The 23,877-nt window shown below is 62.1% G+C and carries 21 protein-coding genes; 6 read left to right on the forward strand and 15 right to left on the reverse strand.

Going from position 1 to position 23,877, the window contains the following annotated elements:
* Positions 1 to 3 precede the first annotated feature (3 nt).
* Genes LCL94_RS11240 through LCL94_RS11250 form a run of 3 tightly spaced genes read right to left on the reverse strand, consistent with a single transcriptional unit; the run spans position 4 to position 2,150 of the window.
* Entirely contained in the window at positions 4 to 405 is a 402-nt protein-coding gene (locus LCL94_RS11240; protein WP_160606434.1) for a TadE/TadG family type IV pilus assembly protein, read from the reverse strand.
* Positions 402 to 881, reverse strand: coding sequence for a TadE/TadG family type IV pilus assembly protein (locus tag LCL94_RS11245; RefSeq protein WP_160606436.1), 480 nt, complete (start codon positions 879 to 881; stop codon positions 402 to 404). Before LCL94_RS11245 ends, LCL94_RS11240 begins: the two co-directional genes overlap by 4 nt.
* Before the next feature lie 3 nt (positions 882 to 884).
* Positions 885 to 2,150 carry a TadE/TadG family type IV pilus assembly protein gene (locus LCL94_RS11250; RefSeq protein WP_224832275.1) on the reverse strand — a complete coding sequence of 422 codons (1,266 nt, stop codon included), beginning with the start codon at positions 2,148 to 2,150 and terminating at the stop codon, positions 885 to 887.
* A gap of 202 nt (positions 2,151 to 2,352) precedes the next feature.
* Here LCL94_RS11250 and LCL94_RS13495 point away from each other — a divergent pair, with 202 nt between their 5' ends.
* Positions 2,353 to 4,341: an alpha/beta hydrolase family protein gene (locus LCL94_RS13495; protein ID WP_224832276.1), complete on the forward strand. Its 1,989-nt coding sequence runs from the start codon at positions 2,353 to 2,355 to the stop codon at positions 4,339 to 4,341.
* 76 nt (positions 4,342 to 4,417) lie between these two features.
* Positions 4,418 to 4,816, forward strand: coding sequence for a Co2+/Mg2+ efflux protein ApaG (gene apaG / locus LCL94_RS11260; protein WP_224832708.1), 399 nt, complete (start codon positions 4,418 to 4,420; stop codon positions 4,814 to 4,816).
* A 3-nt stretch (positions 4,817 to 4,819) separates the two neighbouring features.
* Here the strand turns inward: apaG and LCL94_RS11265 are convergent, their stop codons facing one another.
* The 4 genes from LCL94_RS11265 to argJ all read right to left on the reverse strand — a co-directional run bounded on the left by LCL94_RS11265 (position 4,820) and on the right by argJ (position 10,662).
* Positions 4,820 to 6,358: a Ppx/GppA family phosphatase gene (locus LCL94_RS11265; RefSeq protein ID WP_224832277.1), complete on the reverse strand. Its 1,539-nt coding sequence runs from the start codon at positions 6,356 to 6,358 to the stop codon at positions 4,820 to 4,822.
* Positions 6,355 to 8,541: an RNA degradosome polyphosphate kinase gene (locus LCL94_RS11270; protein ID WP_224832278.1), complete on the reverse strand. Its 2,187-nt coding sequence runs from the start codon at positions 8,539 to 8,541 to the stop codon at positions 6,355 to 6,357. The genes LCL94_RS11265 and LCL94_RS11270 overlap by 4 nt, the downstream gene beginning before the upstream one ends.
* 100 nt (positions 8,542 to 8,641) lie before the next feature.
* Positions 8,642 to 9,439, reverse strand: a complete 798-nt coding sequence (locus LCL94_RS11275) for an inositol monophosphatase family protein (RefSeq protein WP_412070780.1) — start codon at positions 9,437 to 9,439, stop codon at positions 8,642 to 8,644.
* Complete coding sequence (gene argJ, locus LCL94_RS11280; protein WP_224832279.1) at positions 9,436 to 10,662, reverse strand: bifunctional glutamate N-acetyltransferase/amino-acid acetyltransferase ArgJ; 1,227 nt, start codon at positions 10,660 to 10,662, stop codon at positions 9,436 to 9,438. The genes LCL94_RS11275 and argJ overlap by 4 nt, the downstream gene beginning before the upstream one ends.
* 113 nt (positions 10,663 to 10,775) lie before the next feature.
* Here argJ and LCL94_RS11285 point away from each other — a divergent pair, with 113 nt between their 5' ends.
* The 3 genes from LCL94_RS11285 (at position 10,776) to secA (ending at position 14,650) form a co-directional block, all read left to right on the forward strand.
* A complete protein-coding gene (locus LCL94_RS11285) occupies positions 10,776 to 11,390 on the forward strand; it encodes an energy transducer TonB (RefSeq protein WP_224832280.1) in 615 nt (204 codons plus the stop codon).
* 77 nt (positions 11,391 to 11,467) lie between these two features.
* Positions 11,468 to 11,764 (forward strand): hypothetical protein, encoded by a 297-nt coding sequence (locus LCL94_RS11290; protein ID WP_160606448.1) that lies wholly within the window; start codon positions 11,468 to 11,470, stop codon positions 11,762 to 11,764.
* Positions 11,765 to 11,887: 123 nt separating this feature from the next.
* On the forward strand, positions 11,888 to 14,650 hold the full coding sequence (secA, locus tag LCL94_RS11295) for a preprotein translocase subunit SecA (protein WP_224832281.1): 2,763 nt from the start codon (positions 11,888 to 11,890) through the stop codon (positions 14,648 to 14,650).
* 26 nt (positions 14,651 to 14,676) lie between these two features.
* Here the strand turns inward: secA and LCL94_RS11300 are convergent, their stop codons facing one another.
* Positions 14,677 to 15,291, reverse strand: coding sequence for a GNAT family N-acetyltransferase (locus LCL94_RS11300; RefSeq protein WP_224832282.1), 615 nt, complete (start codon positions 15,289 to 15,291; stop codon positions 14,677 to 14,679).
* Between the two features lie 61 nt (positions 15,292 to 15,352).
* On the opposite strand from LCL94_RS11300, the gene LCL94_RS11305 reads away from it, so the two are divergent.
* A complete protein-coding gene (locus LCL94_RS11305) occupies positions 15,353 to 16,090 on the forward strand; it encodes a sulfite exporter TauE/SafE family protein (protein ID WP_224832283.1) in 738 nt (245 codons plus the stop codon).
* Positions 16,091 to 16,238: 148 nt separating this feature from the next.
* Here LCL94_RS11305 and LCL94_RS11310 read toward each other — a convergent pair whose 3' ends face one another.
* From LCL94_RS11310 to LCL94_RS11335, 7 genes are all read right to left on the reverse strand, one after another.
* Positions 16,239 to 18,878: a DEAD/DEAH box helicase family protein gene (locus tag LCL94_RS11310; protein ID WP_224832284.1), complete on the reverse strand. Its 2,640-nt coding sequence runs from the start codon at positions 18,876 to 18,878 to the stop codon at positions 16,239 to 16,241.
* Positions 18,879 to 20,579, reverse strand: coding sequence for a site-specific DNA-methyltransferase (locus LCL94_RS11315; RefSeq protein WP_224832285.1), 1,701 nt, complete (start codon positions 20,577 to 20,579; stop codon positions 18,879 to 18,881). It lies immediately after the preceding gene.
* Between the two features lie 78 nt (positions 20,580 to 20,657).
* Positions 20,658 to 21,098 (reverse strand): hypothetical protein, encoded by a 441-nt coding sequence (locus tag LCL94_RS11320; protein ID WP_224832286.1) that lies wholly within the window; start codon positions 21,096 to 21,098, stop codon positions 20,658 to 20,660.
* Positions 21,099 to 21,276: 178 nt separating this feature from the next.
* A complete protein-coding gene (locus LCL94_RS13500) occupies positions 21,277 to 21,588 on the reverse strand; it encodes an HGGxSTG domain-containing protein (protein WP_412070781.1) in 312 nt (103 codons plus the stop codon).
* Positions 21,585 to 22,289 (reverse strand): helix-turn-helix domain-containing protein, encoded by a 705-nt coding sequence (locus tag LCL94_RS11325; protein WP_224832287.1) that lies wholly within the window; start codon positions 22,287 to 22,289, stop codon positions 21,585 to 21,587. Before LCL94_RS11325 ends, LCL94_RS13500 begins: the two co-directional genes overlap by 4 nt.
* 7 nt (positions 22,290 to 22,296) lie before the next feature.
* Entirely contained in the window at positions 22,297 to 22,479 is a 183-nt protein-coding gene (locus LCL94_RS11330; protein WP_224832288.1) for a helix-turn-helix domain-containing protein, read from the reverse strand.
* A gap of 114 nt (positions 22,480 to 22,593) precedes the next feature.
* Positions 22,594 to 23,391 (reverse strand): hypothetical protein, encoded by a 798-nt coding sequence (locus LCL94_RS11335; protein ID WP_224832289.1) that lies wholly within the window; start codon positions 23,389 to 23,391, stop codon positions 22,594 to 22,596.
* Positions 23,392 to 23,877 lie beyond the last annotated feature (486 nt).

Consider the following 23,877-nt stretch of genomic DNA (forward strand, 5'->3'; position numbering starts at 1 on the left):
GGGTCAGCTCGGCAGGTAGATCTGCTTCGTTTCCGTCAGCGTAATCGGCGGGATCATCGCAAAGGGGATGATCGGGCGTAGCTGCACGGTCATGGTCATCGTGCCTGTCTCGGCATTGTTCACCGTGCCGCGCCGGAAGGTCAGCGTCTGGACGGCGTTCGGATCGACCCCGATCAGCGCAGCGCGCGTGGTCGCGATGACGGTCGCGTCGGTCGCTGCCGGATCGACCTTGGCCAGTCGCAGGCCTTCGCCCATCGCATTACGCATCGACCCGTTGGCGTTGAGCACCAGCCCGAAGTTGAGGATGCCGATCATCAGCGCCACCAGAACGGGCAGCGCGATGGCGAACTCGATCCCGAAGGAGCCTTCGCGGTCGCGACGCAGGCGCTTGAAGAGATGCGTCATTGCAGCCTCACGATGCTGTCGCCGGTCACGGTGGTCGGCGAATAGGGAACGGTGGTCCCGCTGAACATGGCACCCATGTTGCGCCAGTTGAAACCGGTCGACACGGGCTGGTCGATTGCGACGCTCACGAAGCGCTTCTGGACCTGTCCGGGCGAGCAGTTGCTGTTGAAGCTGTAGCCTTGCGTCCCGTCGCACTCGAGGATCAGCTGTACGCGAATATCGCTGGTCGGCCGGTTGCTGGCGTTCCGGGCCTCGGCCACGAGATAGCTCGTGTCGGTGGAAGTGGGCCGCTTGGCAAGGGCGAGGTCGGTGGTCTGCTGCGCCGCCTGCTCGAGGTCGATGCGCGTCGCCACGATTACCGACAAATCGACCATGCCGAGAAACAGCAGCGCGAGCAGCGGGGCGGCGAGCGCCAGTTCGACGAAGCCGACGCCTGAAGTGTCGCGATAGAGCTTGCGGAGGAAGTGATACAGCATGGCCTACTCCACCACCCTGATCGTGAACGCGGACGAGTTGATCGTCGTAAGGTCAGGGTCACAATTGTTGTCGATGTTGTTCGTCCCGCCGAAGCGCACGCGCTGGGTGACGATCAGCAGGCATTGCGCGGTCTGCGAGGAATCCCCGTTGTAGGTCAGGTCGTTGGTCGGGAAATAGATCGCCCCGTGCAGGTTGATGTCCGATCCGCCATTGATCGTGTTGCTTTTGTCCGACGCGATGCGGTCCTGGTAGAACAGGATGCCGCCCCACAGCGGGTTTTCCGCCATGGTTGGCGCGCGGATGTCTATCTCCGCGCTGCCGTTCACCGACAGGGTTGCGACCTGCGAAGGGTTGTTGCCCGTGAGGATGAAAGTGACGCCGCCGGTCGTACCGGGCGCCATGAAGACCTCTGCACCCGAGTTGATGGTCAACGAACCGCCATTGATCACGTAAAGGCCCGGGCGCAGGTACACCGTGCCCTGGATGCGCAGCCCGTTGTTGTAGCGGCACGGGTCCAGCGTACGCGTCTGGCTGGGAGTAACGTTGACGTTGTTGAGGTTACAGGTCGGCGACCAGGTCAGGTTGCGGCTTGCCAGCGGATCCTCGACCGGAAGGCCATAGGAGACGAGCGAGGCGTTGGACGGCAAATTGCCCGCTCCGTAGTCGATCCCGCCGACGCTCATGACGAGGTCGGTATTGAGGAAGCTCGAACCGCCGAGGTCGACCGAGACGCCGCCCGGAGAATTGGACGAAACCGGGCAGCCCAGATTGACCTGCGCGCTGCCGAATACATCGATGCCGGTACCGGACGTAGCCAGCGCGCGGACACATGGATTGCCGATTGCGACGGCGGTGGCGACGGCGCGGGTCCGGATGGTGGGAGGCGTAGACAGGAAGACCGACGAGAACGGCAGGGCACGGCTGGTTGTCGCGACGACCTCGATCGCCCCGCTGTCGCCTGTCCAGGCACCGCTGGTCGGCGGCGTGGAAACCAGCTCGATCGTATGGGCAGTGTTGGCCGTGCGTCCGACCTCGCTGGTGACTGCGGTGTTGTGATCGCGCCCGAAGGACATGGCGATAGCCCCGGCCACTGCGCCGGTATCGACGGCCTGCTGCATCTGCCGTTTCCAGAGATACCACTGGACCGTGTCCACGCTGATCCCCGCGGCCCCGACGAGCGCAGTGATCCCGGCGCCTGCCATCAACAGCAGGTTGCCGGTCGTGTCCTTCTTCAGACGCTGCAGGAATGTTCCGATACGCCTGCCCATTGCGTTGCCCCTCGGCTTGAATTTCTCCGAGAATGGAAACTATGCCTCCCTGGCTAAGAGAAAGTCGCAAACCGCAGTAAATCGATATTAACCGTAGAAATCGCCGCAAAGTTGATTTGCGAGGTATTTTGGGGACGCGAACTTGTCTTTGCGGCGCGGCGCAATATTGTGCCCTTGGGAATATATCGCCAGGGGGTCGCAGGTGCGTTTTCCAATCTTTGCAGCGCTATGCGCAGCGCTTGTCCCGCTTCCACTGGGAGCACAGGAAGTGCCGGCAGAGGGGCAGGAAGATGTCTCTCGGCAACTGGCAAGGACGCCGCGTGACATCCCGGTTTCCGCCTTTGCCGGGCGCAGCAATCTTGGTGTCGCGAGACTTTCGGAAAGCGGTGCGCGTTTCGCATTCGTGACCTGGCAGGACGACAAGACGATCCTGTCGGTCCACGATGCCTCCACGCGCCAGCAGCTCGCTACAGTCGACCTTGGCAGTGGAAACGAGTTCGGCTGGTTCCGCTGGGCCGGCGACAATCGTATCCTCATCTCGGTGAACACCTATGCCGCCGGGCTGTTCTTCCTGCCGGTAACGCGGCTGATGGCCTATGACATGGAAGCGCACGAAATCCGCTATATCGGGTTCGACCGGCAGGGCCTGTCGGGTGACGACATCCTTCATGTCGATCCAGCCGGCGAACACATTCTCCTGTCGGTTAGCCGCAGTGTGTACCGCAACCCTGAAGTCTGGCGGTTTCCCCTCGACGGAAGCGGCGAGGACGGCGCGGAACGGGTGCACAAATCGCAGAAGGACGTCGACGCCTGGTGGGCGGACGATCAGGGCACGGTCCGGCTCGGCATGAATTTCACCAGCGGAGGTTCGGTAAAGGTTTATTACCGCCCGGATGCCGCTTCCGATTTTACCAAGGTCACGAAGGTCAAGCTGGCCGACGAGACGGCAATCGATGCCTGGGATGTAATGGGCATCTATGCAGGGACCGACACCGGCTATGCGATGGTCGATGGCCCCGATGGCCGGGGCGTCCTCAAGGAAATCGATTATTCGACCGGCACGCTGGGGGAAACGGTTTGGGAAAACCCGCGCTGGGGTCTCGAAAAGGTCCTGATGAGGCGCGGCGAAGGCCCGCTCGGCGTGATTTACACAGACGACGGCCCGCAGATCGACTGGCTGGACCCGGCCATGAAAGCCTATCACGACGCCTTGTCGAAGGCCCTTCCGGGTAGTCGCGTCGAAATCATCGATATCACGCCGTCCAACCGCATGCTGGTGATGCAGTCCGGATCGAACGATCCGGGTGCGCTTTACATCTTCACTCCCGGTGAGGGCCGGCTCGACCTCTTCGCCAACCTTCGCCCGGAGATAGACGAGCGCCAATTGCTGCCCATGACCGCACACGACGTGCGTGCGCGCGACGGAACTGTCCTGAGAGCTTTCCTCGCCCTTCCGAAGGGACGCGAGGCGCGCAACCTGCCGGCCATCGTCATGCCCCATGGCGGCCCCTTCGGCATTCGCGATTCCGCCATCTACGACGATTGGACGCAGCTGTTCGCATCGCGCGGATACGCAGTCCTGCGGCCGAATTTCCGGGGTTCCGGCGGATATGGGGAAGCGTTCGAGCGCTTGGGCGACGGCCAGATCGGACGCGCGATGCAGGACGATCTCGACGACACGCTGGACTGGGCTGTGGCGCAAGGCATCGTCGATCCTGCCAAGGCCTGCATCGTGGGGGCAAGTTACGGCGGCTACGCAGCCATGTGGGGGTTGATCCGCAACCCGGATCGCTGGCGCTGCGGGGCAAGTTTTGCCGGGGTCGCCGATTGGGAGGACATGCTCAAATACGATCGCAACTATTTCGGACGCGGCAGCAAGGGGCGACGAGCCTTCCGGAAATGGGAGCCGCGGGTCACGGGCGACGTCGATTTCGACCTGTCGACCATATCCGTGACCGATCGCATCGGGGAACTTCGCCGGCCGCTCTTCGTGGCGCAGGGGAAGACGGACCGCGTCGTGCCGCAATCGCAGTTCGACGATCTGCTCGAGACGGCCGAAAAATCGGGGATCACGCTGGAATCGCTGCTGATTGCAGATGGCCATTCGATCAGTGACCCGGAGGAGGAAACCAGGCTGCTGGAGGCCATGATAGCTTTTCTCGAGAAGCATAATCCTCCCGATCCGGACTGAAAACGGCGGATAAGTGGGGTTCCGGCACCATCGCGGTCTTGTCGTCGGCAGCCGAATTCCTAATTTGGTACATGTGATCAAGGAGCTTTTTCAGCACGCCGCCACGACCGACGGGATTACCGTCCGGGTTGCCGTGAATTTCCTTCCCGAACAGTCGCAGCCCGATGCCGACAAGTGGTTCTGGGTCTATCACATCCGCATCGAGAACGGTTCGCACGAGAAGGTGCAGCTCAAGACCCGTCATTGGCGGATTACCGATGCGCGCGGCATGGTCGCCCATGTCGATGGCGAAGGGGTCGTCGGCGAACAGCCGGCGCTCGCACCTGGTGCAAGCCATGATTACGTGTCGGGTTGCCCGCTCGAAACGCCTTATGGCTCGATGGAAGGTTTCTACACCTTCGTTCGCGAGGACGGGTCGCCCTTCGAGGTCCGCATCCCCTTCTTCCCGCTGGCCGCACCCGCGACCGCCGGCTGAAGGTCAGTCCTCTTCCTCTTCTTCTTCCAGTTCGTTGGAGAAATCGAACTGGCCGATCTTGATCTTGGGCTTGCGGCCCAGCCAATCGGCGAGGACTTCCAGATCCTTGGTCAGCGGCCATGTGGCAAGCGCGGCCCGGCTTTCGTCCATGTAGAGGACCAGTGACTTTTTCTTGAGCCGCAACCTGCTGGAGGCGAGGGCAATCCTTGCGCCTGCGCCCAAGCGGCGGGCCAGCCGGTAGCCGAGCCCCCAGGTAAGGCCTTCACGCAAATCCTCGTCACTTGCGAGGCGGCGCAGGCGGTTCGGAACTTCCGTCGCGCCGAGGCTGCCGAGAAGCGCAGCGCAGATCATCGCTCGGTCGCGCGGTGTGCAGTCGATCCAGCGCTTGTCGAGTGCCCATTCGGTCGCATGGTTGGACCGTAGGTTGGGCTCCACGCGCTGGAGGGCGAGGGCGAGCTGCGCTGCTGCGAGGCGAAGGCGCTCGTTGCGCTTGCCGCCCCCGCTGGCGAGGTCGACCGTCCAGCCCGCGATGCGGGTCGCATCGACGATCGGCGCATCGCGCGGCTCGGCAAAGGCGTGGACGCCTGCCAGCAGCGGGTCGAGCGACCGGGTAAGGTCGTTGAGCTGCGAAAACAGCAGGCCTTCGCGGATGCCCCAGCTCGAGAAGACGAGGCTCTCCGGCTTCAATTCGGCCAGCAAGGGTTTCAGCAAGGCGGCCGCATCGGGAAGGTATCCGGCACGCATCGGCGATATGCCGGAAATCTCCATCAGCTTTTCGGGGTCGGCATCGACCAGCCTTCCAGCTAGATCATGCGCCTCATCCATCGTCAGGCAGAACCCGTGGGGGTCGGTCAGCGGATAGTCGCATTCGCGCATCGCGTAATGCGCCAGCGCGCGCCAGGTGCCGCCGATCATGTAGAGCGGACCTTCGTGGCCCGAAGCCCAGCCGACGCCGGAAAGCGTGTCGTGAACCTGCTGCTCGAAATCGCCGGCCGCAGCTCGCTGTGCGGGCAGGCGCAAGGTCCCGAATGGCAGGCTGACCGCATCGTGGCATTCGCCATCGCCGATGGAGACGAGCTCGAGACTGCCGCCTCCAAGGTCGGCGATCATGCCTTTCGCACCGGGAAAGGCGCCGATGGCACCGAAAGCGGAAGCGCAGGCTTCCTCCTCGCCCGACAGCAGGCGCGGGGACAGCCCAAGCGCAGCGACCCGGTCGAGAAATTCCCCGCCGTTCTCGGCATCGCGCGCGGCGGCTGTCGCGACCGTCTGCACATCGTCGATGCCGCGGTCACGGATAATCAGGGCGTAACGGGCAAGCGCGGCGAGCGCCTCGTCCATGGCCTCTTCGGGAATGCGGCCTGTTTCCGACAGATCGCGGCCGAGGCGTGCGGCGACTTTCTCGTTCCACACGGTTTCCGGCGAACGGGCCGTGCCTTCGTAGAGCACGAGGCGGACGGTGTTCGAACCGATGTCGATGACGGCACGGGGCGGATGGATCAGGCGGCGCTGCCACTTGGCGCTGCGCGATTTGACGGAGGTCATCGCTTCGCTCCGCTCAGCGTGAGGCGCGGGACTTCATGCCGCTGGAGAGCGGAGCCGCGCCCCGAGAGCGAAGGGTTCGACATGAAATATTCGTGGCAGTTGAAGCCGCCTTCGCCCTTGCGCATGCGCAGGTACTGCCCGTCGGGACCTAGGCGCCAGCTCTGTTCGGTGTCGAGGATATTGGCCAGCATGACCTGTCCCAGCATCTGGTCGTGGACCGTCTTGTTGGTCACGGGAACGAGCACTTCCACGCGCCGGTCGAGATTGCGGCTCATGGCATCGGCGCTGGTGATGAAGACCTTGGCCTGCCGGCTCGGAAGCGCTTTGCCATTGGCAAAGGCCCACATGCGACCATGTTCGAGAAAGCGCCCGATGATCGATTTTACGCTGATGTTTTCGCTGAGACCGGGGATGCCGGGCCTCAAGGAACAGATGCCGCGCACCACCATCCGGATTTCGACGCCCGCCATGCTCGCTTCGTAAAGCTTGTCGATCATTGCCTGGTTGGTGATGGAATTGAGCTTCACCCAGATGCCCGACGGCTTGCCCGCGCGTGCATTGGCGATCTCGACGTCGATCAGCTCGTACAGTTTCTCGCGCAGGCCGATGGGCGAGATGGCGATCTTCTCCAGGGCCTCCGGTTCAATGTAGCCGGTGATGAAGTTGAACATCTTGGCCGCGTCGCGCCCCAAAGCCGCATCGGCGGTGAAATAGCTGAGGTCGGTGTAGATGCGCGCATTGACCGGGTGGTAATTGCCCGTGCCGAAATGGCAGTAGGTGCGGTAGCCGTCTTCCTCGCGGCGCACGACCAGGCTAACCTTGGCGTGGGTCTTCCATTCGGTGAAGCCGTAGATCACCTGCACGCCCGCACGTTCGAGCTCGTTCGCCCAGCGGATGTTGCGTTCCTCGTCGAAGCGGGCCTTTAGCTCGACCACGGCGGTGACGGCCTTGCCGTTTTGCGCCGCTTCAACCAGCGCGGCGATCACCGGCGACTGGTCCCCTGCGCGGTAGAGTGTCTGCTTGATCGAGACGACCTGCGGGTCGACCGCCGCCTGGTGCAGGAAATCGACCACCACTTCGAAGCTTTCGTAAGGGTGGTGGATAACCATGTCCTTCTCGCGGATAGCGGTGAAGACATCGCCGTCATGGGCCAGCACGCGCTCGGGATAGCGGGGCGAGAAGGGGGTGAACTTGAGGTCGGGCCGCGGCTCGTTGCAGATCGCCGACAGGTCGGACAGGCCCAGCATGCCGCCCGTCTTCACGATCATCGCCGCGTCGACGTCGAACTGTTCGCGCAGCAGGGCTTCTGCAGAGGCGTCGCATTCGTCGTCCAGCTCGAGCAGGACCGCACGGCCCCGGCGGCGCCGCTGGATGGCGGTGCGGAAATAGCGCACGAGGTCTTCGGCCTCGTCCTCGACCTCGATATCGCTGTCCCGCAGGACGCGGAAAATGCCGTCGCCAAGGATCTTGAAGCCCGGGAAAAGCTGGCTGGCGAACCGGGTCACCAGCTGTTCGATAGCGACGTAGATTGCCTTTTCGCCGGGCACACGCACGAAGCGCGGCGCACCGCTGGGAATGAGGACCATCTCGACCAGTTCACCCTTGCGGCGGCCCCGCTTGAGGCGGAACAGCACGCCCATCCCGCCGCTGGCGACGAAGGGGAAGGGGTGCGAAGGATCGATCGCCTGCGGCGTGATCAGCGGCAGGATGTCGGTGGTGAAATAGTCTTCAAGCCAGTCCTGCTGCTGCTTGTCGAGCTGTTCAACCAGCGCGATCAGTATGCCTTCGTCGGCCAGCAGGCCGCGCAGTTCGTCGAGGCTGTCCTGCTGGCGGTGTTCCAGCTGGAGCACTTGCTCGCGGATCGCGTCGAGTTGCTGGCGCGGGCTCAGCCCGTCGATACCCGGCGTTTCGATACCGCGATGCACCTGCCCTTCGAGGCCGGCGATGCGGACCATGGTGAATTCGTCGAGATTGCTTCCGGAAATCGACAGGAAGCGAAGGCGTTCGAGCAGCGGGTAGCGCGCGTTTTCGCTTTCCGCCAAAACACGGCGGTTGAAGCTCAGCCAGGACAGTTCGCGATTGGTGTAGCGCTCGTCCAGCGCCATCGGCTCCTGCGGGGTGTCCGCATGGGAATCACCGGTTTCGGCCTCGGGGCCGGAACTGGGGGCATTGCCTAACGTCACTGCGTTTCCTCTGGTGGCCTACCGGTCAGCGTAAAGCGAGCGTGCGCTATTGGAAAGGGTTTCGCGTTGCCACCCGATGCGCAGGCGTGTCGGAATTCCGTCATAAATGCGCATAAAGCGCCGCCAATTCATCCCACAGTGCGGGACTGGAGGCACCCAAAAGGCCCGTGCGCCCGTGTTCGTCGACGCGGTAGGGGGACCCGTCAGGCCGGGCCGCCTTGCCGCCGGCTTCCTCCAGCCACAACACACCGGCGGCGTGGTCCCACGCGAGCGTGCGTTCGAAGATCGACACGTCGTTTTCGCCAAGCGCCAGCCGCGGATACTGCTCGGCAGCGCAATAGGGGATGTCGACGAGGGCGTAGGCCGGCTCGATATGCTGCTTCGTGGCCTCGCGGCGGGCTTCCTCCATGTAGACGAGCGAGATTGCCGCAACCGGCGGCGTGCGTCCGGTGCCCTTGGCGGTGACGCGCTCGCCATCGACGAGGGCACCCTTGCCGCGATGGGCGGAGCAGAACCGGCCCGTCAGGCAGTCGTAAATCCAGCCGGACTGGGTGAACCCGCCTTCCGCGCGGGCGACGAGGACGCCGAACGGGCCGTGGCCGTTGGCGAAATTGCGCGTCCCGTCCACCGGATCGACAATCCAGCAAGGCCGGTCGAGCCGGTCTAGCACCGAGGGGTCTTCATGCGCCGCTTCCTCGCCGACGAAGGCGAGCGTGCCATCAATGCGCGTGAGGCCTTCGCGCAGGAGCTTTTCGGATTCGCGGTCGGCGATGGTGACGGGATCGTTGCCGCCCTTGTCCTCGACCTCGCCCGCCGAAAGATTGCGAAAGCGCGGCAGGATCGCCGTTTCCGACACGGTCCGCATCAATGCGAGTATCTCGGTGTCGAGCGCGCTCAAGAACGGTAGTCCGCGTTGATGTCGATGTAGCCGTGCGTCAGGTCGCAGGTCCACACGGTCGAACGGCCTTTGCCAAGCCCGAGGTCGACGTCGATGCGGATGTCCTGCCCTTCGAGGTGGCGCGCAACCGGAGCCTCGTCGTAATCGGGCAGGGGCTGCCCATCGCGCGCGGCCCAGGTCCCGCCGAAACCGATGGAGAGGCGGTCGCGGTCGGCAGGTTCGCCTGCCTTGCCCACCGCCATGACCACGCGCCCCCAATTGGCATCGCCGCCGGCAATCGCGGTCTTCACGAGCGGCGAGTTGGCGATCGACATGGCGATCTTGCGCGCGCTCGCATCATCGGTTGCGCCGGTCACCGCGATCTCGATGAATTTCTGCGCGCCTTCACCGTCACGAACGACAAGCTGTGCGAGCTCGCGGCACACTTCGAGGAGCGCGGCATAGAAGGCGTCCGCGCCGGCGCTTTCCCAGCCGGAAATGACCGGATTGCCTGCCTTGCCCGTAGCGAAGAGCATCACCGTGTCGCTGGTCGACGTGTCGCCATCCACCGTGATGCAGGAAAACGTCTCGCTGTTCGCGCGCGAAAGCATTTGCTGGAGGAAGGCGGGCTCCACCGCCGCATCGGTAAAGACGTAGCCGAGCATGGTCGCCATGTCGGGCGCGATCATGCCGCTGCCCTTGATGATGCCGCACAGATCGACCCGCGTTGCCCCGATCAGCGCCGAAACGTGCGCGCCCTTGGTGAAGGTGTCGGTTGTGCCGATGGCGCTCGCCGCCTCTTCCCAGCTGCACGGCTGCGCTTCGAGGGCGGCGGCCACGCCTGCGCGGGCCTTGTCTTTGGGCAGGGGAACGCCGATCACGCCGGTCGAGGACACGAAGACCTGTTCTGCCGGGCAGCCGAGCGCTTCGGCCACCTGCTCCATGATCTGCACCACCGCTTCCTGCCCGCGATATCCGGTAAAGGCATTGGAATTTCCGGCATTGACCACCAGCGCGCGTGCATGGCCGTTGGTCACGTTTTTCCGGCCCAGTTCCACCTCGCTCGAGGCGCAGGCGCTCTTCGTAAATACGCCGGCGACGCTGGTGCCTTCGGCCAGTTCGGCAAAGGTCAGGTCCGCACGGTCCCAATCCTTGTAGCGCGCGCGAGCCACCCGCAGCACCGCACCGTCGATGGCGGGCATGGCGGGGAAGGGCTTGGCGAGCGGGGAAGGGGTCAGGTCCATCCGGTGCGGCTTATTGGGATGGCCGGTTGCGTCAAGTTCTATCGCCCTTTATCGCGTAACGCGACGCAAGCAGGCCCGACCGATCCGGACGGCGCCCGCCTTGGGGGGACGCAATGAAATATCCGATCGCATTGATTTCGCTCGCCTTCGCTCCGCCGCTGGCGGCGCAGGTCGTGGAACTGAACCCGACCAAACGCGAGGTGGTCGAGGACCCGGCCGAAAAGGCCGAACCTGCCTCGAACCCGGGGACATGGGTGACGACGGACGATTATCCGAGCTGGGCAGCACGGGCGGGTACCAAGGGCCGCGTGGTCACGAACCTGACGATCGAGGCAACGGGCCGGGTAAGCCGGTGCGAAATCGTCACCAGCAGCGGAGTCTCCGAACTCGACCGCACGGCGTGCGAGAAACTGATGGAACGCGCGCGGTTCAAACCGGCCCGCGACGACAAGGGTGTGCCGATCGCATCGCTGTATGAACAGGCGGTCCGGTTTACCCTGCCGAGCGCGACGCAGCTGCCCGTCGAGACCGATATCGTCATGGAATTCGTGATTGCTCGCGACGGCTCGGTAAGCGAATGCAAGGTGACCGGAGCGCCCCAGGATGCGGAAAAGGATCCCTGCGAAGTCGCACCGACTTTCGAGCCCCCGCGCGCCGAAGACGGCAAGCTGGAGACGCGGCGCTATCGCATGACCCACAGGATCGAGCGCCTGCCGGTCGATGACTGATCCCGGCACGTTCAAGAAAGTTTCATATTCGGCAGGCAATTCTCCTCGCGGGTAAATCCGACAGCGGGGTGGACGGCATGACGATCAGCACTTATCTTAGTCGCACGATGATCGCCCGTTTCCTCGCCTTTCTTGCGCTCCTGACCGGCCTTGCCGCGCTCGGCGCGCCTGCGCAGGCATTCGAAGGATCGGTCGGCGTCGGTGTGGAACAGCGTGCCGACCAGGACGATGCCAAGGACGCGCAGTCGCAATGCGCGGAACGGCAGCGCAAGCAGAAGTCGCGTACCGACAAGCTGACGCCCTGCAAGCCGCAGCAGCCGGTCGTGATCTACATCCCGACAGTGATGTTCGGCCCCGACCGCGCTTTCGAATAGCGTTTTTCCAGACCTGACGGTTTCCTGCCCGGCACCACCTGCGTGCGCGGGCATTTTCCTTACATTGGCGCGTCCGATCGACGCCCGCACTCCATCATTTGTATCCGAGGCTGTTGCCCCACCATGTTCAAGACCATCACCAAGTCCCTGTTCGGCTCGTCCAACGACCGTTACGTCAAGTCGATCAGCAAGATCGTCAACCAGATCAATGCGCTCGAGCCGCAGCTCCAGGCGTTCTCCGACGATGAACTGCGCGCCCAGACCGACAAGTTCCGCGCCATGCTGGCCGATGGCCAGACGCTAGACGACATCCTGCCCGAAGCCTTCGCCACCGTGCGCGAGGCATCGGTTCGCGTGCTGGGCATGCGCCACTTCGACGTCCAGATGATCGGCGGCATCGTGCTCCACCGCGGCGAAATCGCCGAAATGCGCACGGGCGAGGGCAAGACGCTGGTGGCGACGCTCGCCACCTACCTCAACGCCATCGAGGGCAAGGGCGTCCACGTCGTCACCGTGAACGACTACCTCGCCCGCCGCGACGCGGAATGGATGGGTCGCCTGCACCAGTTCCTCGGCCTGACGATCGGCGTGATCGTCCCGAACCTCAACGAGTTCGAGCGCCGCGATGCCTATGGTGCGGACATCACCTACGGTACGAACAACGAATTCGGCTTCGATTACCTGCGCGACAACATGAAGCACGAGCGCGGCCAGATGGTGCAGCGTCCCTTCAACTTCGCGATCGTCGACGAAGTGGACTCGATCCTGATCGACGAGGCGCGCACCCCGCTGATCATCTCCGGCCCGACCGAGGACAAGTCCGAGCTTTACGTCGCCGTCGACGCGATCGTGAAGAACCTCGAGCCCGAGTGGTACGAGGCCGACGAGAAGACCAAGAACATCACCTGGACCGAAGAGGGCACCGACGCCATCGAGCAGAAGCTCAAGGACGCGGGCTTGCTCGAGACCGACAATCTCTATGACGTCGAGAACACCCAGGTCGTCCATCACCTCGACCAAGCCCTCAAGGCCAACATCATGTTCAAGAAGGACACGGACTACATCGTGAAGGACGACAAGGTCGTCATCATCGATGAATTCACCGGCCGCATGATGGACGGCCGCCGCTGGTCGAACGGCCTGCACCAGGCGGTCGAGGCCAAGGAAGGCGTGAAGATCGAGCCGGAGAACCAGACGCTCGCCTCGATCACTTTCCAGAACTACTTCCGCATGTATCCCAAGCTGTCGGGCATGACCGGCACCGCCGCGACCGAGGCCGCGGAATTCTGGGACATCTACAAGATGAACGTGGTCGAGATCCCGACCAACGTGCCCGTCCAGCGCGTCGACGAGGAAGACGAGTTCTACAAGAACACGCAGGACAAGTTCAAAGCCATCGCCAAGGCGATCAAGGAAAAGAACGAGACCGGCCAGCCGGTCCTCGTCGGCACGGTATCGATCGAGAAGAGCGAGTTGCTCTCCAGCTTCCTCGACAAGGAAGGCGTGACCCACGAGGTGCTCAACGCCCGCCAGCACGAGCGCGAGGCGCATATCGTGGCGCAGGCGGGCCGTATCGGCGCCGTCACCATCGCCACCAACATGGCCGGTCGCGGTACCGACATCCAGCTGGGCGGTAACGTCGAGTTCCGCATCGAGGACGAATTGCGCGACATGCCCGACGGGCCGGAGCGTGATGCGGCCATCGCCAAGATCAAGGCCGAAGTGGCCGCGGAAAAGCAGCGCGTGCTCGACGCGGGCGGCCTGTTCGTGCTCGGCACGGAACGCCATGAAAGCCGCCGTATCGATAACCAGTTGCGCGGTCGTTCGGGCCGCCAGGGTGACCCCGGCCTGTCGCGCTTCTACCTCTGCCTAGAGGACGATCTGCTGCGCATCTTCGGTCCGGACACGCTATTCGCCAAGATGATGAATTCGAACCTCGAAGATGGCGAAGCCATCGGTTCGAAGTGGCTGTCGAAGGCCATCGAGACCGCGCAAAAGAAGGTCGAGGCTCGCAACTACGAAATCCGCAAGCAGGTCGTGCAGTACGACGACGTGATGAACGACCAGCGCAAGGTCATCTACGAACAGCGCGCGGAAATCATGGACAGCGAAGCGGTGGACGATGTCGTCATCGACATGCGCCGCGACGCCGTGAACGCCATCGTGTCGGAAAACTGCCCGCCGGGTTCCTATCCGGAACAGTGGAACATCGAAGGCCTGAAGGAACGCGTCGAGGAAGTCTTCGGCATGACCTTCCCGTACGAGGAATGGCTGCAGGAAGACCAGATCGAGCCGGAACTGATCGAGGAACGGATCGCGGCCGAAGCCGATGCGCGCATGGAAGCCAAGATCGGCAAGGCCGATGCCGGCCTGTGGCGCCGGATCGAGAAGAGCCTGCTGCTGCAGGAACTCGATCACCAGTGGAAGGAACACCTCTCCACGCTCGATGCGCTGCGGCAGGTCGTGTGGCTGCGCGCCCATGCGCAGAAGCAGCCGATCAACGAGTACAAGCAGGAAGCCTTCGCCCTGTTCGAGCGCATGCTCGACAAGCTGCGCGAGGATGTGACGGCGAAGCTGTTGCGGATCGAACTGGCAGAACCGGCCCCGCTACCGCAGGTTGACCTGCCCGAACTGCCGGACTTCCTCACGGGCCATATCGACCCGCTGACGGGGGACGACAATTCGAACGACGGCGACGGTTCGGCAGAACGCGAAGACCTGTTCGGATCGCTTGCCGGTAGCCCGCGTGCTGCCGCAAGCCCGGGCGGTGCTGCCCGTGCTGACAATCCCTTCGCCGGCATGGAAATCAGCCGCAATGCTCCGTGCCCTTGCGGTTCGGGCAGCAAGTACAAGCACTGTCACGGCTCGGTCGGAGCGCAGGCCTGATCGTCAGGTAATGGGCCGCGCGGCGTTCAGGCGCTGCGCGGCTCACGCACCATCGGCACCAGCGGCGGGGCATCGGGCGTCGGCCTGATTTCTCCGCAGACCACGAAGCCGAGCGAGCCGTAGAACCCCGCATTGGCCGGGTTCGAATTCTCAAGGTACGCCGGAACTCCCAAGCGGTCGCAGGCCGCGAGCACGGGCGCGATAAGCCTGCGTCCGAGCCCCTTGCCTTGCGCGCCGGGGCGAACGGCAATGCTGAATAAATAGGCGTGCTCGAAATCGGGGTGGACCTTGTCCATTGCCTCGCCCGTCATGATGCCGCGCCGCACCGCGCCCGGTCCGCATTTGAACAGAGTGGGCAGGGCAAAAGCTGCGTAATCCGCTGTGCTGAAGCTCGCGTCGCCGCCCGGCAGCATCCACATGCATGCGCCCTCATCGCCGTGAGTGTAGCAATAGCCGCGGGGGGCGTAGATGCGCCGTGCCTGCAGGTGAAACAGGTGGCTGATGCCCGCGAAATTGCCGAACAGCCAGTAGTTGAAGGGATCGTTCCTAAATCCGTCCGCAGTAATATCGCCGAGCTTGCGCGCTTCTGCGGGGCCTGCGCGAACCAGCCCTTCGTCCAGTACGATATCGCTGCTTTTCATGTGATCCTGCCCCTCGACGCGCGATGCTAGCCTGCAGCGGTGAAGCGGTCTAGGCAGGGCCATGGCCGCGCTCGCCCTTCCATTCCTGATCGTGGCCTTGCTCTACGCCAGCGTGGGGTTTGGCGGCGGGTCTACCTACAATGCCCTGATGGCCCTTTCCGGCGTAGACTACCGCATCCTCCCGCTGATCGCGCTGGCCTGCAATATCGTGGTCGTGGCGGGCAGCACTGTCCGTTTCGCGCGGGCAGGCGTCACGCCCTGGCGCGGCGCGCTGCTGCTGACCACCATTGCCGCGCCTGCTGCCTTCCTCGGCGGGCTCACCCCGATCGGCGAAAGCGCATTCCTGGCCCTGCTGGGCGCTGCCCTGCTGCTGACCGCGCTGACCATGCTGCTGCCTGTGGCGGGCGGCGACGGGGAGCCGGCTCGCTGGGCGAGATTCATGCCGCTCGCGGCTGCGCCGCTCGGCTACCTTGCGGGCATCGTGGGCATCGGTGGCGGCATCTTCTTGGCCCCGCTGCTGCACCTTGCGCGCTGGAATTCGGCGCGTGCCGTGGCCGCGACGGCCAGCCTGTTCATTCTCGTCAATTCGCTGTTCGGGCTGGCGGGCCAGGTGCTCAAGGGCGGGGAGGGCCGCTTTGCCGCTGCCGTCGATATCGGCCTGCCGCTGCTGGTTGCGGTAGCGATCGGGGGGCAGATCGGCAGCCTGCTGGCGCTCAAATACTTGCCGCAACGCTGGATACGCTGGGGCACCGCCGCGCTCACCGCATCGGTGGGGCTGCGCCTACTCACTGGAATGTAAGAGAATAGTGGCTCCGAGTTGGATTATAACTCAATTCGCACAAGCAATTGAAAGTTTGAAACTAAATCAGATTAAATCAAGCTAAGAAAACGGTCGTTCCCCCACTCGTTCCCCCACCAAGCGGCGAACGTGGGCGAACAATTGGCCGTCACTTCCCGGCATGGATCATCGCAGGCAATTCGGCCTGCACATTGCTGAAGACGACCAGCGCAGCCGTGAAGTCGAACGGCTCGACAGTTAGTGGCAAGCCGTCCGCCGTATGCGGCATCACAGAGAACTTGTCGGTCAGCTTTTCCAGCAATGCCCGCTTGTATTCGGTGTCCTCGTTGCCAGCCAAGTGCACGCCCTTAGTTTCCAGCACGACAATCCGTTCCCGGTCGGCTTCGTCGCGGGTCGCTGCCAGCAGGAAGTCGGGATAGATATTGCCGCGTCGCCAGCCGCGCAGGCCATAGCTGCCACGCCCGGTGCCGTTGCGGTGCCACCAGCGCACGGCGGACTCACGGTCGAGATAAACGGCGACGCCTTGTTCTTCCTCGTTCAGGTCGGCGCGATAGATCGGCAGGAACAGGCTTCGCTCCAAGGGTCCGTGCGATGCGCTCAGCAATGGCGCGGCACTCTCCGGTTGGCCGGTCGGCAGCTCAAAGGGTGCGTGCCAGTCGTGATCGTCCCCGCGCAGGGCGAACTGAATCGTTCCGGCATCCAGCCCCGAGGCGAACAGTTCCGCCGCCTGCCGCTCGCGTTCCCGGTCCAGTTCCTTTCTTAATTCGTCGATCAGGAAGGAGGCGAGCCGCGCGAAGTCTGCATCAGCCCAACCGTTCGCGCGCAATTTATTTAGCAGATCGTCCACAAGCGCCCAGGCGGTGAAGGCATTGGGCACGAGGTCCGCCAATATCCTGACGGCATAGGCACCATCAAAGGCGGCAATGGCGGATGCGGCTTGCAACGGGCCATCTGCCACTTCCACACCAGCATCGCCAGCGCTTAGCCGGATCAGGTGATGATCGTCGCCCAGCCGCTCTTTGGGCAGCTTGTCGGCGAGCGGGGCAAGGTCCAGTTTGGCCCAGTCGATTAGCGGGAACAGGTCAGTTTCGGCATCGAAGGGACGGGCGACGCCTTCGGCCTCCACAGTCAGGACTTGAGGCAGGGCAATCGCGGTGGTGCGGAATGCATCGCGTCGCTGCACCTTGCGGGCAATTGGGGCGTCGCTGGACGCGCCGCCACTGTCCGATAGGTTCACATCGACCGCCAGATCGCCCAGACCATCGCCCTGTAGCCCTTCGCGAATGGCTGTCACCGTCGCTTGGGTGTCGGCGCGATGGGCAAAGACATAGCATTCGTCCAACGCATCCACGTTGGTCTTTATCGCGTGCGGCTGGCGCAGGATACGTCCCACAAGCTGCGTCAGCGCTCCTTCGTTGCTATTAGCGGCCAAGGCACACAGCACATAGGCAAACGGGCAATCCCAGCCCTCGGCCAGCGCCGCCTTGGTGATGATCGCCCGCACCCGGCACTTAGGGCTTAGCAGGTCTCTGTTCTCCGGCTTGTCCAGATCGTTCTGTTCGGCGGTCTTGTAGGCTATTTCGTCATCTTCCAGACCCGCCACGGCCTTCAACCAGTCGCGTGCGTTATCTGCATGGATGAATCCCGCTTCGGCCTGTTCCTTGCCGGTGCGCTCCACCTGCACCAGCAGGATCGGGCGGATATAGCGCCCGCCGTCGCCTTCATATTCGCGTGAGGTGCGTTCAAGCTGTTCCAGCCGCTCCCATGCCTTGGCCAGTGTGGCCTGCCATTCTCCGCCGGGAAGGGGGGAGACATTCATGGGCATCTTGATCATGCCCTCGCGTTCCAGTTCGCGCCCGGTAATCTCGACAAGGATATTGGCAGTGCGGCCTTCGCGTGCCGGCTGTCCGTTGCGTGCTGGACGTGGGGGAACATCCTTGGGCGTGGCACTCAATTCCAGCACCAGTCGGGGATTGAAGCCGTAGAGCGTGGAATGAGCCAGATCGGAAACTGCCTTCTGTCCTTCATCCATGATGACGACCGGGCGCACGATCCGCATGGCATTCCCCATGCTGGCCTTCACCATTGGCCAGGGCGGACCGCCATCACCAAGGTCATAGATTGAGAGGTTCGGAATGGCGTCTTTAAGGGCCTTATGAGCGGCCTGTTCGCCATCGGCTGGCACAAAACCGTGCACATCGCCACGGTCGCGGAACAGGCGCAGGCTTTCCTGATTTTCGCGGTTGGACGATTGCAGCATCAGCACCATGACGCACAGATGCGTGTCCAGATCGGTCTTGTGCAACGGATCGTCTTTTTCCAGGACTTTCACACGGTTGGCTGCCGCGCGATCCAGTGTTTGGCGATAGGCGTGGTCGCGGTCCCGCAGGGCTTTCAAAGTCTGGGAATAGATCGCCTCGTTCGGCACGATCCACAGCACCATGCCGGTGTTGGCAGAAACATACCGGCCAAAGATGCGTGAGAGTGCCGCGCAGGCGAGATAGGTCTTGCCGCCGCCGGTCGGCACTTTCAGCGTGGCATTGGGCACCGGCCAGTCATCGCCCGAAAGGCGCGGGGAAAAGGTCCGTCCGCCGGGCACGCCCTTGTCAGCCGCCAGCCGCTCCCATGCCTTGGCGGGGAAGTCGGGCAGGGGAATGTCCAGTTCCGGGTTGGCGGCGCGGACTTCGGCCACCTTATCGGCCTTGGCCTTTTCCTCGCCCAGCCGCTCCAGCCATGCGTCCAACGCGGCTAGGGCGCGGGCCTGATAATCGAGTTCGCGGAAGGCCACCTATGCCGTCTCCAGCCGGTAAAGCGCGAAGGGCAGCGGGGCGTAGTCCACGTCAAGCCGTTCGCGCGCCAACAATTCGCGCGAGACGAACTTGGCCGGGGCAAACACCAGATGATTGCCTTCACCCGTTGCCGCCACAGCGCGGGCCATAGAGAGCGACAGCGCCGCCCCGCCGGATTTTAGCCAGGCCAGATCGGGTTTGTAGTGCAGCCAATAAGTGCGCCCGCCATGGGTGCCCAGCTTGTGCAGGCCATCCGCAATGTCGGCGGCTGGCGCGATACTAGCGGCTTCCAGCGGCGTGGCGGTGGCTGTGTGCCACAGCAGGCCCGCGATTGAATAGACTGTGGGCAGGTTTTCGCCGGAGAGCACCGCGTCCATTTCGACGGGCGCTCCCAAAGTGCAGAAGGTGAAACTCTCGTCACCGCCGTCATTTGCGCTGATTACGCGGCGCACACGTTCGGCGGTCAAATCATCGGCGTAGTCCTCGCCTTCCGCCAAGATGAATCTCCGGTTCCCTCCATCTCGCCGGTTCAGTTCCAGCACTGCGTGGGCAGTGGTGCCCGATCCTGCAAAAGAGTCGACAATAATGGCGGATTGATCTGTAACGTAGGAAAGCAGCCACTCGATCAGAGTGAATGTCTTCGGATTTTTGAATGCCTGTTTTCGTTCTGGAAAAATGGCTCGCAATTCATTCGCACCTCGCCGGCCATCGATCTCGATCAAACTCGGCATCTTTTCGCGATAGTCCGACAATGGCAGTCTGAGCCGAATAAGCTGGTCCTCATTCTCGCTGAAAATGATGCGATTTTGCTCTAGCAGCTTATCTCGGGTTTCTTCCGGAAAGCGGTATCCCATCAAAGGCTGAGGCACTGGCTTACCCGTCAAGGGATTTTCCAGTTCCCAGCGGTAACCCTCCTTGCCAGGGTTGTGGACGCTTCGGCTGGCTGTGTAGATTCCCCCGTCATCAATTCGGTTATATTCAGCCAATGGACCAAGCTGTGACCTATGCTGCCTGAACCATTTGGAATAGGATGCCTGAGCCTCTTCCAAGTCAGACGACTGGTCCAAAATCTTCGCGCCCACAGCCGTCATCTGTTCCTTTAAGTCGGACCATGGAGATTTCCAGACCGGTTCTACCTCATCTCTCTTGTGACAGAAAACCAAGACATACTCATGCTCGACCGCAACATTAGTGGGATTGTTGTCAGTGGCGTTTTTCCAAATGATGGTGCCTAGATGAGAGCGGTCACCGAAAAGCTCCTGCAACATCAGCGTTGCGGCTGCGACTTCGTTATCGTCGATGCTAACAAATAGGATACCGCCGGGGCGTAGTAGTTCACGGATTAACGATACCCGCGGCCACATCATAGTTAGCCATTTATCGTGCCGAAGCTTGTCATCAACGTTGATAGGGTTGTCGTTCACCCATTCCTTAATCATGGGCGCGTCGACGCGGTCGCTATAGCTCCAGTCATCCTTTCCCGTATTGTAGGGCGGATCGATGTAAAAGCAGTCTATCTTGCCCGCATACATTGGCAGCAATGCCTTCAGCGCGTGGAGGTTATCACCATGCACTATGAGGTTGCCGTCCAGCCGGGCATTGCCGATGCCCTTGTCTGCCTGCATCTCAAGCGGGCGAAAGGGCACTGTCAGATGATGATTATAGACGAACTCTTTGCCTTTAAACTGTAATTCCGGCACGCATGCGCTCCCCTGTGATCGTCTGCGTTCTGCCCCGATAGACTGAGAACGGCAAGCGCGCCTTGCTGCCTAGGCCGACTATCTCCCCAACAGTCGGCCCATCATCGCTGCCATTTCCGAGGCGCACTCGTCATCGAGTTCCCAATAGCGTTCCAAATGCCGATCGAAGGTTCGGTGCCACATGCCCTTGGGGCGCTGGATACCTGCTTCCCAGCCCTGATCGCAGCCGAGCTTCTTCTGCAACCGGAACAGTCGTTCAAAAGGGCGGTCCCGCGCTGAATCTCGCTGGCACTGATAGCCCAGCCGCCATGCTTGTCGGGATGCGAAACGGTCCCCACCTGGCGGTAGATACAATTTGCCAACGCGATGGCCGCGATAAGGGCAAATCATCCACCAGCGCTTTCCCCCGTAATTGGGGACCGTGTGGGAAAGATATATCGATTGTAGAACTCGCTCAGCATCCTCGCCGCTGCCGCGCATATAGTTCAGGACAAGCCGTTCCAAACCAGGTTCGCTCATGACAGCCCGATAGCCGATCGATCCGCTTGGCGAACCGCCACAAGTCCAGTGCAGCGATCCAGAAATGTCGCTTCCTTCCCGCGCCCGGCCTGTCCGTAAGAGCCAAGCCAAATCGATGCGCAGTGACGCATCTGTCGTTGGTCTGCCACCATACTGTCCTGAACCAAATCCGCCCATTTCAGTCTCCAGTTGGTCCAGCCGCGCTGCCAGATTTTCCTAAATCATTAGGCTTCTTTACCCTCTCATGGAGTTTGCCCCTTTTTGTGCGCTTGCCGTTGCGCGCTGATCGTCGCTCGCCCCTTGCTGTGCGCGGCCCAGTCGAAAGCGCCCCGTGCAATTTGCACCGCCCAGATCGATAGAGGTCGCGCCGCTTACAGGGTGTTCCCGCACGGGTGCGCGCCCCGCAGATCATTGATTGGCACGCGTGGGGGAAATCTCCTCCATAGTCGCACCAGTGCTGCCAAAGAGCGCGGCGTTCGACGTCCGTCATGCAGCGATCCTTTTGTTGATGGCGTCGTCTAGCAAAGCGGCCAAGGTAACCGCATAAATGAGTGGAATGAGGGATCTGGTGGGATGGGGATTCCACCAGAAGGTCGGAGAGATGACCGTCGCACTCTTTGTCGCATGATCGGGAGGTAGCCCCTGGTAACTATTATGTGTCCCCGATTTACGGACAGCCGAACTTTGGCGGTTTTCCGCCAATTCTCTGGTTTTATTGTCCCCGTTTGGAGGACAGTTGTGGGGTGGATTTTGCCTCACTGACCTTATTTCGGGGACGGTGTTGTCCGCAGTTTGGGGACCGCATTTTTTTGCAGGCCGCCACTTTTCATAGGCATGCGAAGGAGCGCGATGTTCGCTTCCCTTTGGCCCCCCTTGCCAAGTCAGGCCCCAGCAAGCAGCGTGAGGTGTCTTGCGCGAGAAGCCTCCCCTTTTTGCGCAGTAAATGAATCCCTTGTCCTGCAATTCGTGAAGCGCTCGATTGACCGCATTCTTGCCCAGGCCAGTTATCTCTGCCCCCTTCCGAGCAGATAGGAAGAACTCACCGTTGTTGTCGCCCTTTTCAAGCGCGGCCAGCGCCAGCAAGACTTTGACCCCACTCCCTGACAGATGCCGCCAAGCGTCGGACTGCATCTGACGATGATAGACGCGAACATGGCGCGGCACCTTTGCCCGGCGGAACTTGTCAGCCATGGGGCACTCACGCCGCGCTTTTCGCCGTCGCGCCATCGGCCAGGCGCTTGATGCTCTCCACTTTCACCAGCCGTCGGGCATCAATGGTGATCGTTTCCAAGGCGCCCCGTTCGATCAATTCGTAGGTCTTGGTCTTGCCGATCCCCAGAGTGCGGGCTGCATCCGCAATGCTGCAAAGCACAGGTTCCATTTATCATATCCTTTCCGTTCAAGCCCGTTCACGGACGGGAACGGGTGTGAAACGGGGAATACCTGCGAACGGCCCCGGAAGTCGGCCAGCAGGGCCAATAACAGGCCGGAAACCCTAGGTTGCGACGTTATCGGCCTCGTCTCTCCGACGCTGAAACTCGGCGAAAAGCCAACGCGCACGTTCCTTTAGTAAACTGTCGGAAGGATACTGATCGTGTTCGGCAAACCACGCGGAAAGGCGTTTCTTTACATCTGCCTGGATGTCGGGGTGCCAAGACCCATCGTCAGCCCACTGGAATACAACGGCGGCGACAGCCCGTTCCCAGTCATACTTTGCAGGCGCGCCCCCTCGATTGCTCTTTGCCCCACCGCCTTCTGAAGCGTCGATTTGGAACGAGCCGCAATTGGCCTCTGCCGGACGCACTTCTATGTCGGTGACGCTATAGGATTCCTCGAAGTAGCCCTCATCAAGCCAATCGCCTCCCGAAACTTGGGCGGTTGAAAAGCAATCGTTCTGCCAACTCCAGTCCGCGCGCGGTTCCTTGCCTCCGTTCCAGTCCGCATCAATAAATTGAAACGCGCCCTCGTTTGGTCGAAGGCCTTTATTGGCATCGCATCCCTGTCTAAGAACTACCCAGCGGTGGGCTGGGATTGGTCCGGTTCCTTCCCTTGCAAAATGACCATCTAGGTATTTCTTCCAGCGGTAGTGACCGGTTGCTTGGAGCTTGCCTTCCCCCAGCAACATAAGCATGGCGCCAGCCGGATCATGGTGCCCTTCCATGGCCAGGCGATTGATCGCTTCGCTAATCGGCACCATGACAGGCACATGAAACTCGAAACGAGGATCGGCATGGTCCCATCCCCATCCTTCGATGATCGCTAGCGCGTCAACACTTTCCGGCGTTGAGGCCATTCGCAGATCCTCCACTTGGCGCTCGCGCTTTCAAGCGAGCAAAGGCGAATACATGCGGAACATGCCGTCAGGGGTTGCGATGCACAAGACTAGCGCGTCGGAGAATTGCCCAAGTGTAATGCAGAGGGTCGTCGCGGCAAATCACGCGGCCGGTAGTTTCTCTGCGCAGATGATCGATTGTGTTCTCGTCGAAGTGCAGGTCAGGCAGAGGCGATTTCCGTCCTCCAATGACACGCAACCATTGATGCGGTGGATATTACCGGAGATTGAGTGGTTCTCAGGAGCGGACTGAAGGTCGTAGAAAACGCACCTCGCAGCGCAACCGAGCGTTCTCGATCAGTCTAAAAGCCGATGCACCCTCACCGCTTAACTGCCGGAATAGTTCAGGGTCGAGTTCAACCGCGGCGAGCTTGATGCCTGCGTGTTCGCACTCAAGCAAAAAGGGCCGAAACTACCTCGGCGGCTTCCGTCGCTGTTTCACCCCTA

Origin of the sequence: Qipengyuania gaetbuli (assembly GCF_020171365.1) — a bacterium.
Classification (GTDB): domain Bacteria; phylum Pseudomonadota; class Alphaproteobacteria; order Sphingomonadales; family Sphingomonadaceae; genus Qipengyuania; species Qipengyuania gaetbuli_B.

Coding starts and splice junctions, on each gene's coding strand:
- LCL94_RS11240 (WP_160606434.1), bottom strand. CDS start 405: ATGACGCATCTCTTCAAGCGCCTGCGTCGCGACCGCGAAGGCTCCTTC.
- LCL94_RS11245 (WP_160606436.1), bottom strand. CDS start 881: ATGCTGTATCACTTCCTCCGCAAGCTCTATCGCGACACTTCAGGCGTC.
- LCL94_RS11250 (WP_224832275.1), bottom strand. CDS start 2,150: ATGGGCAGGCGTATCGGAACATTCCTGCAGCGTCTGAAGAAGGACACG.
- LCL94_RS11265 (WP_224832277.1), bottom strand. CDS start 6,358: ATGACCTCCGTCAAATCGCGCAGCGCCAAGTGGCAGCGCCGCCTGATC.
- argJ (WP_224832279.1), bottom strand. CDS start 10,662: ATGGACCTGACCCCTTCCCCGCTCGCCAAGCCCTTCCCCGCCATGCCC.
- LCL94_RS11285 (WP_224832280.1), top strand. CDS start 10,776: ATGAAATATCCGATCGCATTGATTTCGCTCGCCTTCGCTCCGCCGCTG.
- LCL94_RS11290 (WP_160606448.1), top strand. CDS start 11,468: ATGACGATCAGCACTTATCTTAGTCGCACGATGATCGCCCGTTTCCTC.
- secA (WP_224832281.1), top strand. CDS start 11,888: ATGTTCAAGACCATCACCAAGTCCCTGTTCGGCTCGTCCAACGACCGT.
- LCL94_RS11300 (WP_224832282.1), bottom strand. CDS start 15,291: ATGAAAAGCAGCGATATCGTACTGGACGAAGGGCTGGTTCGCGCAGGC.
- LCL94_RS11305 (WP_224832283.1), top strand. CDS start 15,353: ATGGCCGCGCTCGCCCTTCCATTCCTGATCGTGGCCTTGCTCTACGCC.
- LCL94_RS11320 (WP_224832286.1), bottom strand. CDS start 21,098: ATGAGCGAACCTGGTTTGGAACGGCTTGTCCTGAACTATATGCGCGGC.
- LCL94_RS13500 (WP_412070781.1), bottom strand. CDS start 21,588: ATGACGGACGTCGAACGCCGCGCTCTTTGGCAGCACTGGTGCGACTAT.
- LCL94_RS11325 (WP_224832287.1), bottom strand. CDS start 22,289: ATGGCTGACAAGTTCCGCCGGGCAAAGGTGCCGCGCCATGTTCGCGTC.
- LCL94_RS11330 (WP_224832288.1), bottom strand. CDS start 22,479: ATGGAACCTGTGCTTTGCAGCATTGCGGATGCAGCCCGCACTCTGGGG.
- LCL94_RS11335 (WP_224832289.1), bottom strand. CDS start 23,391: ATGGCCTCAACGCCGGAAAGTGTTGACGCGCTAGCGATCATCGAAGGA.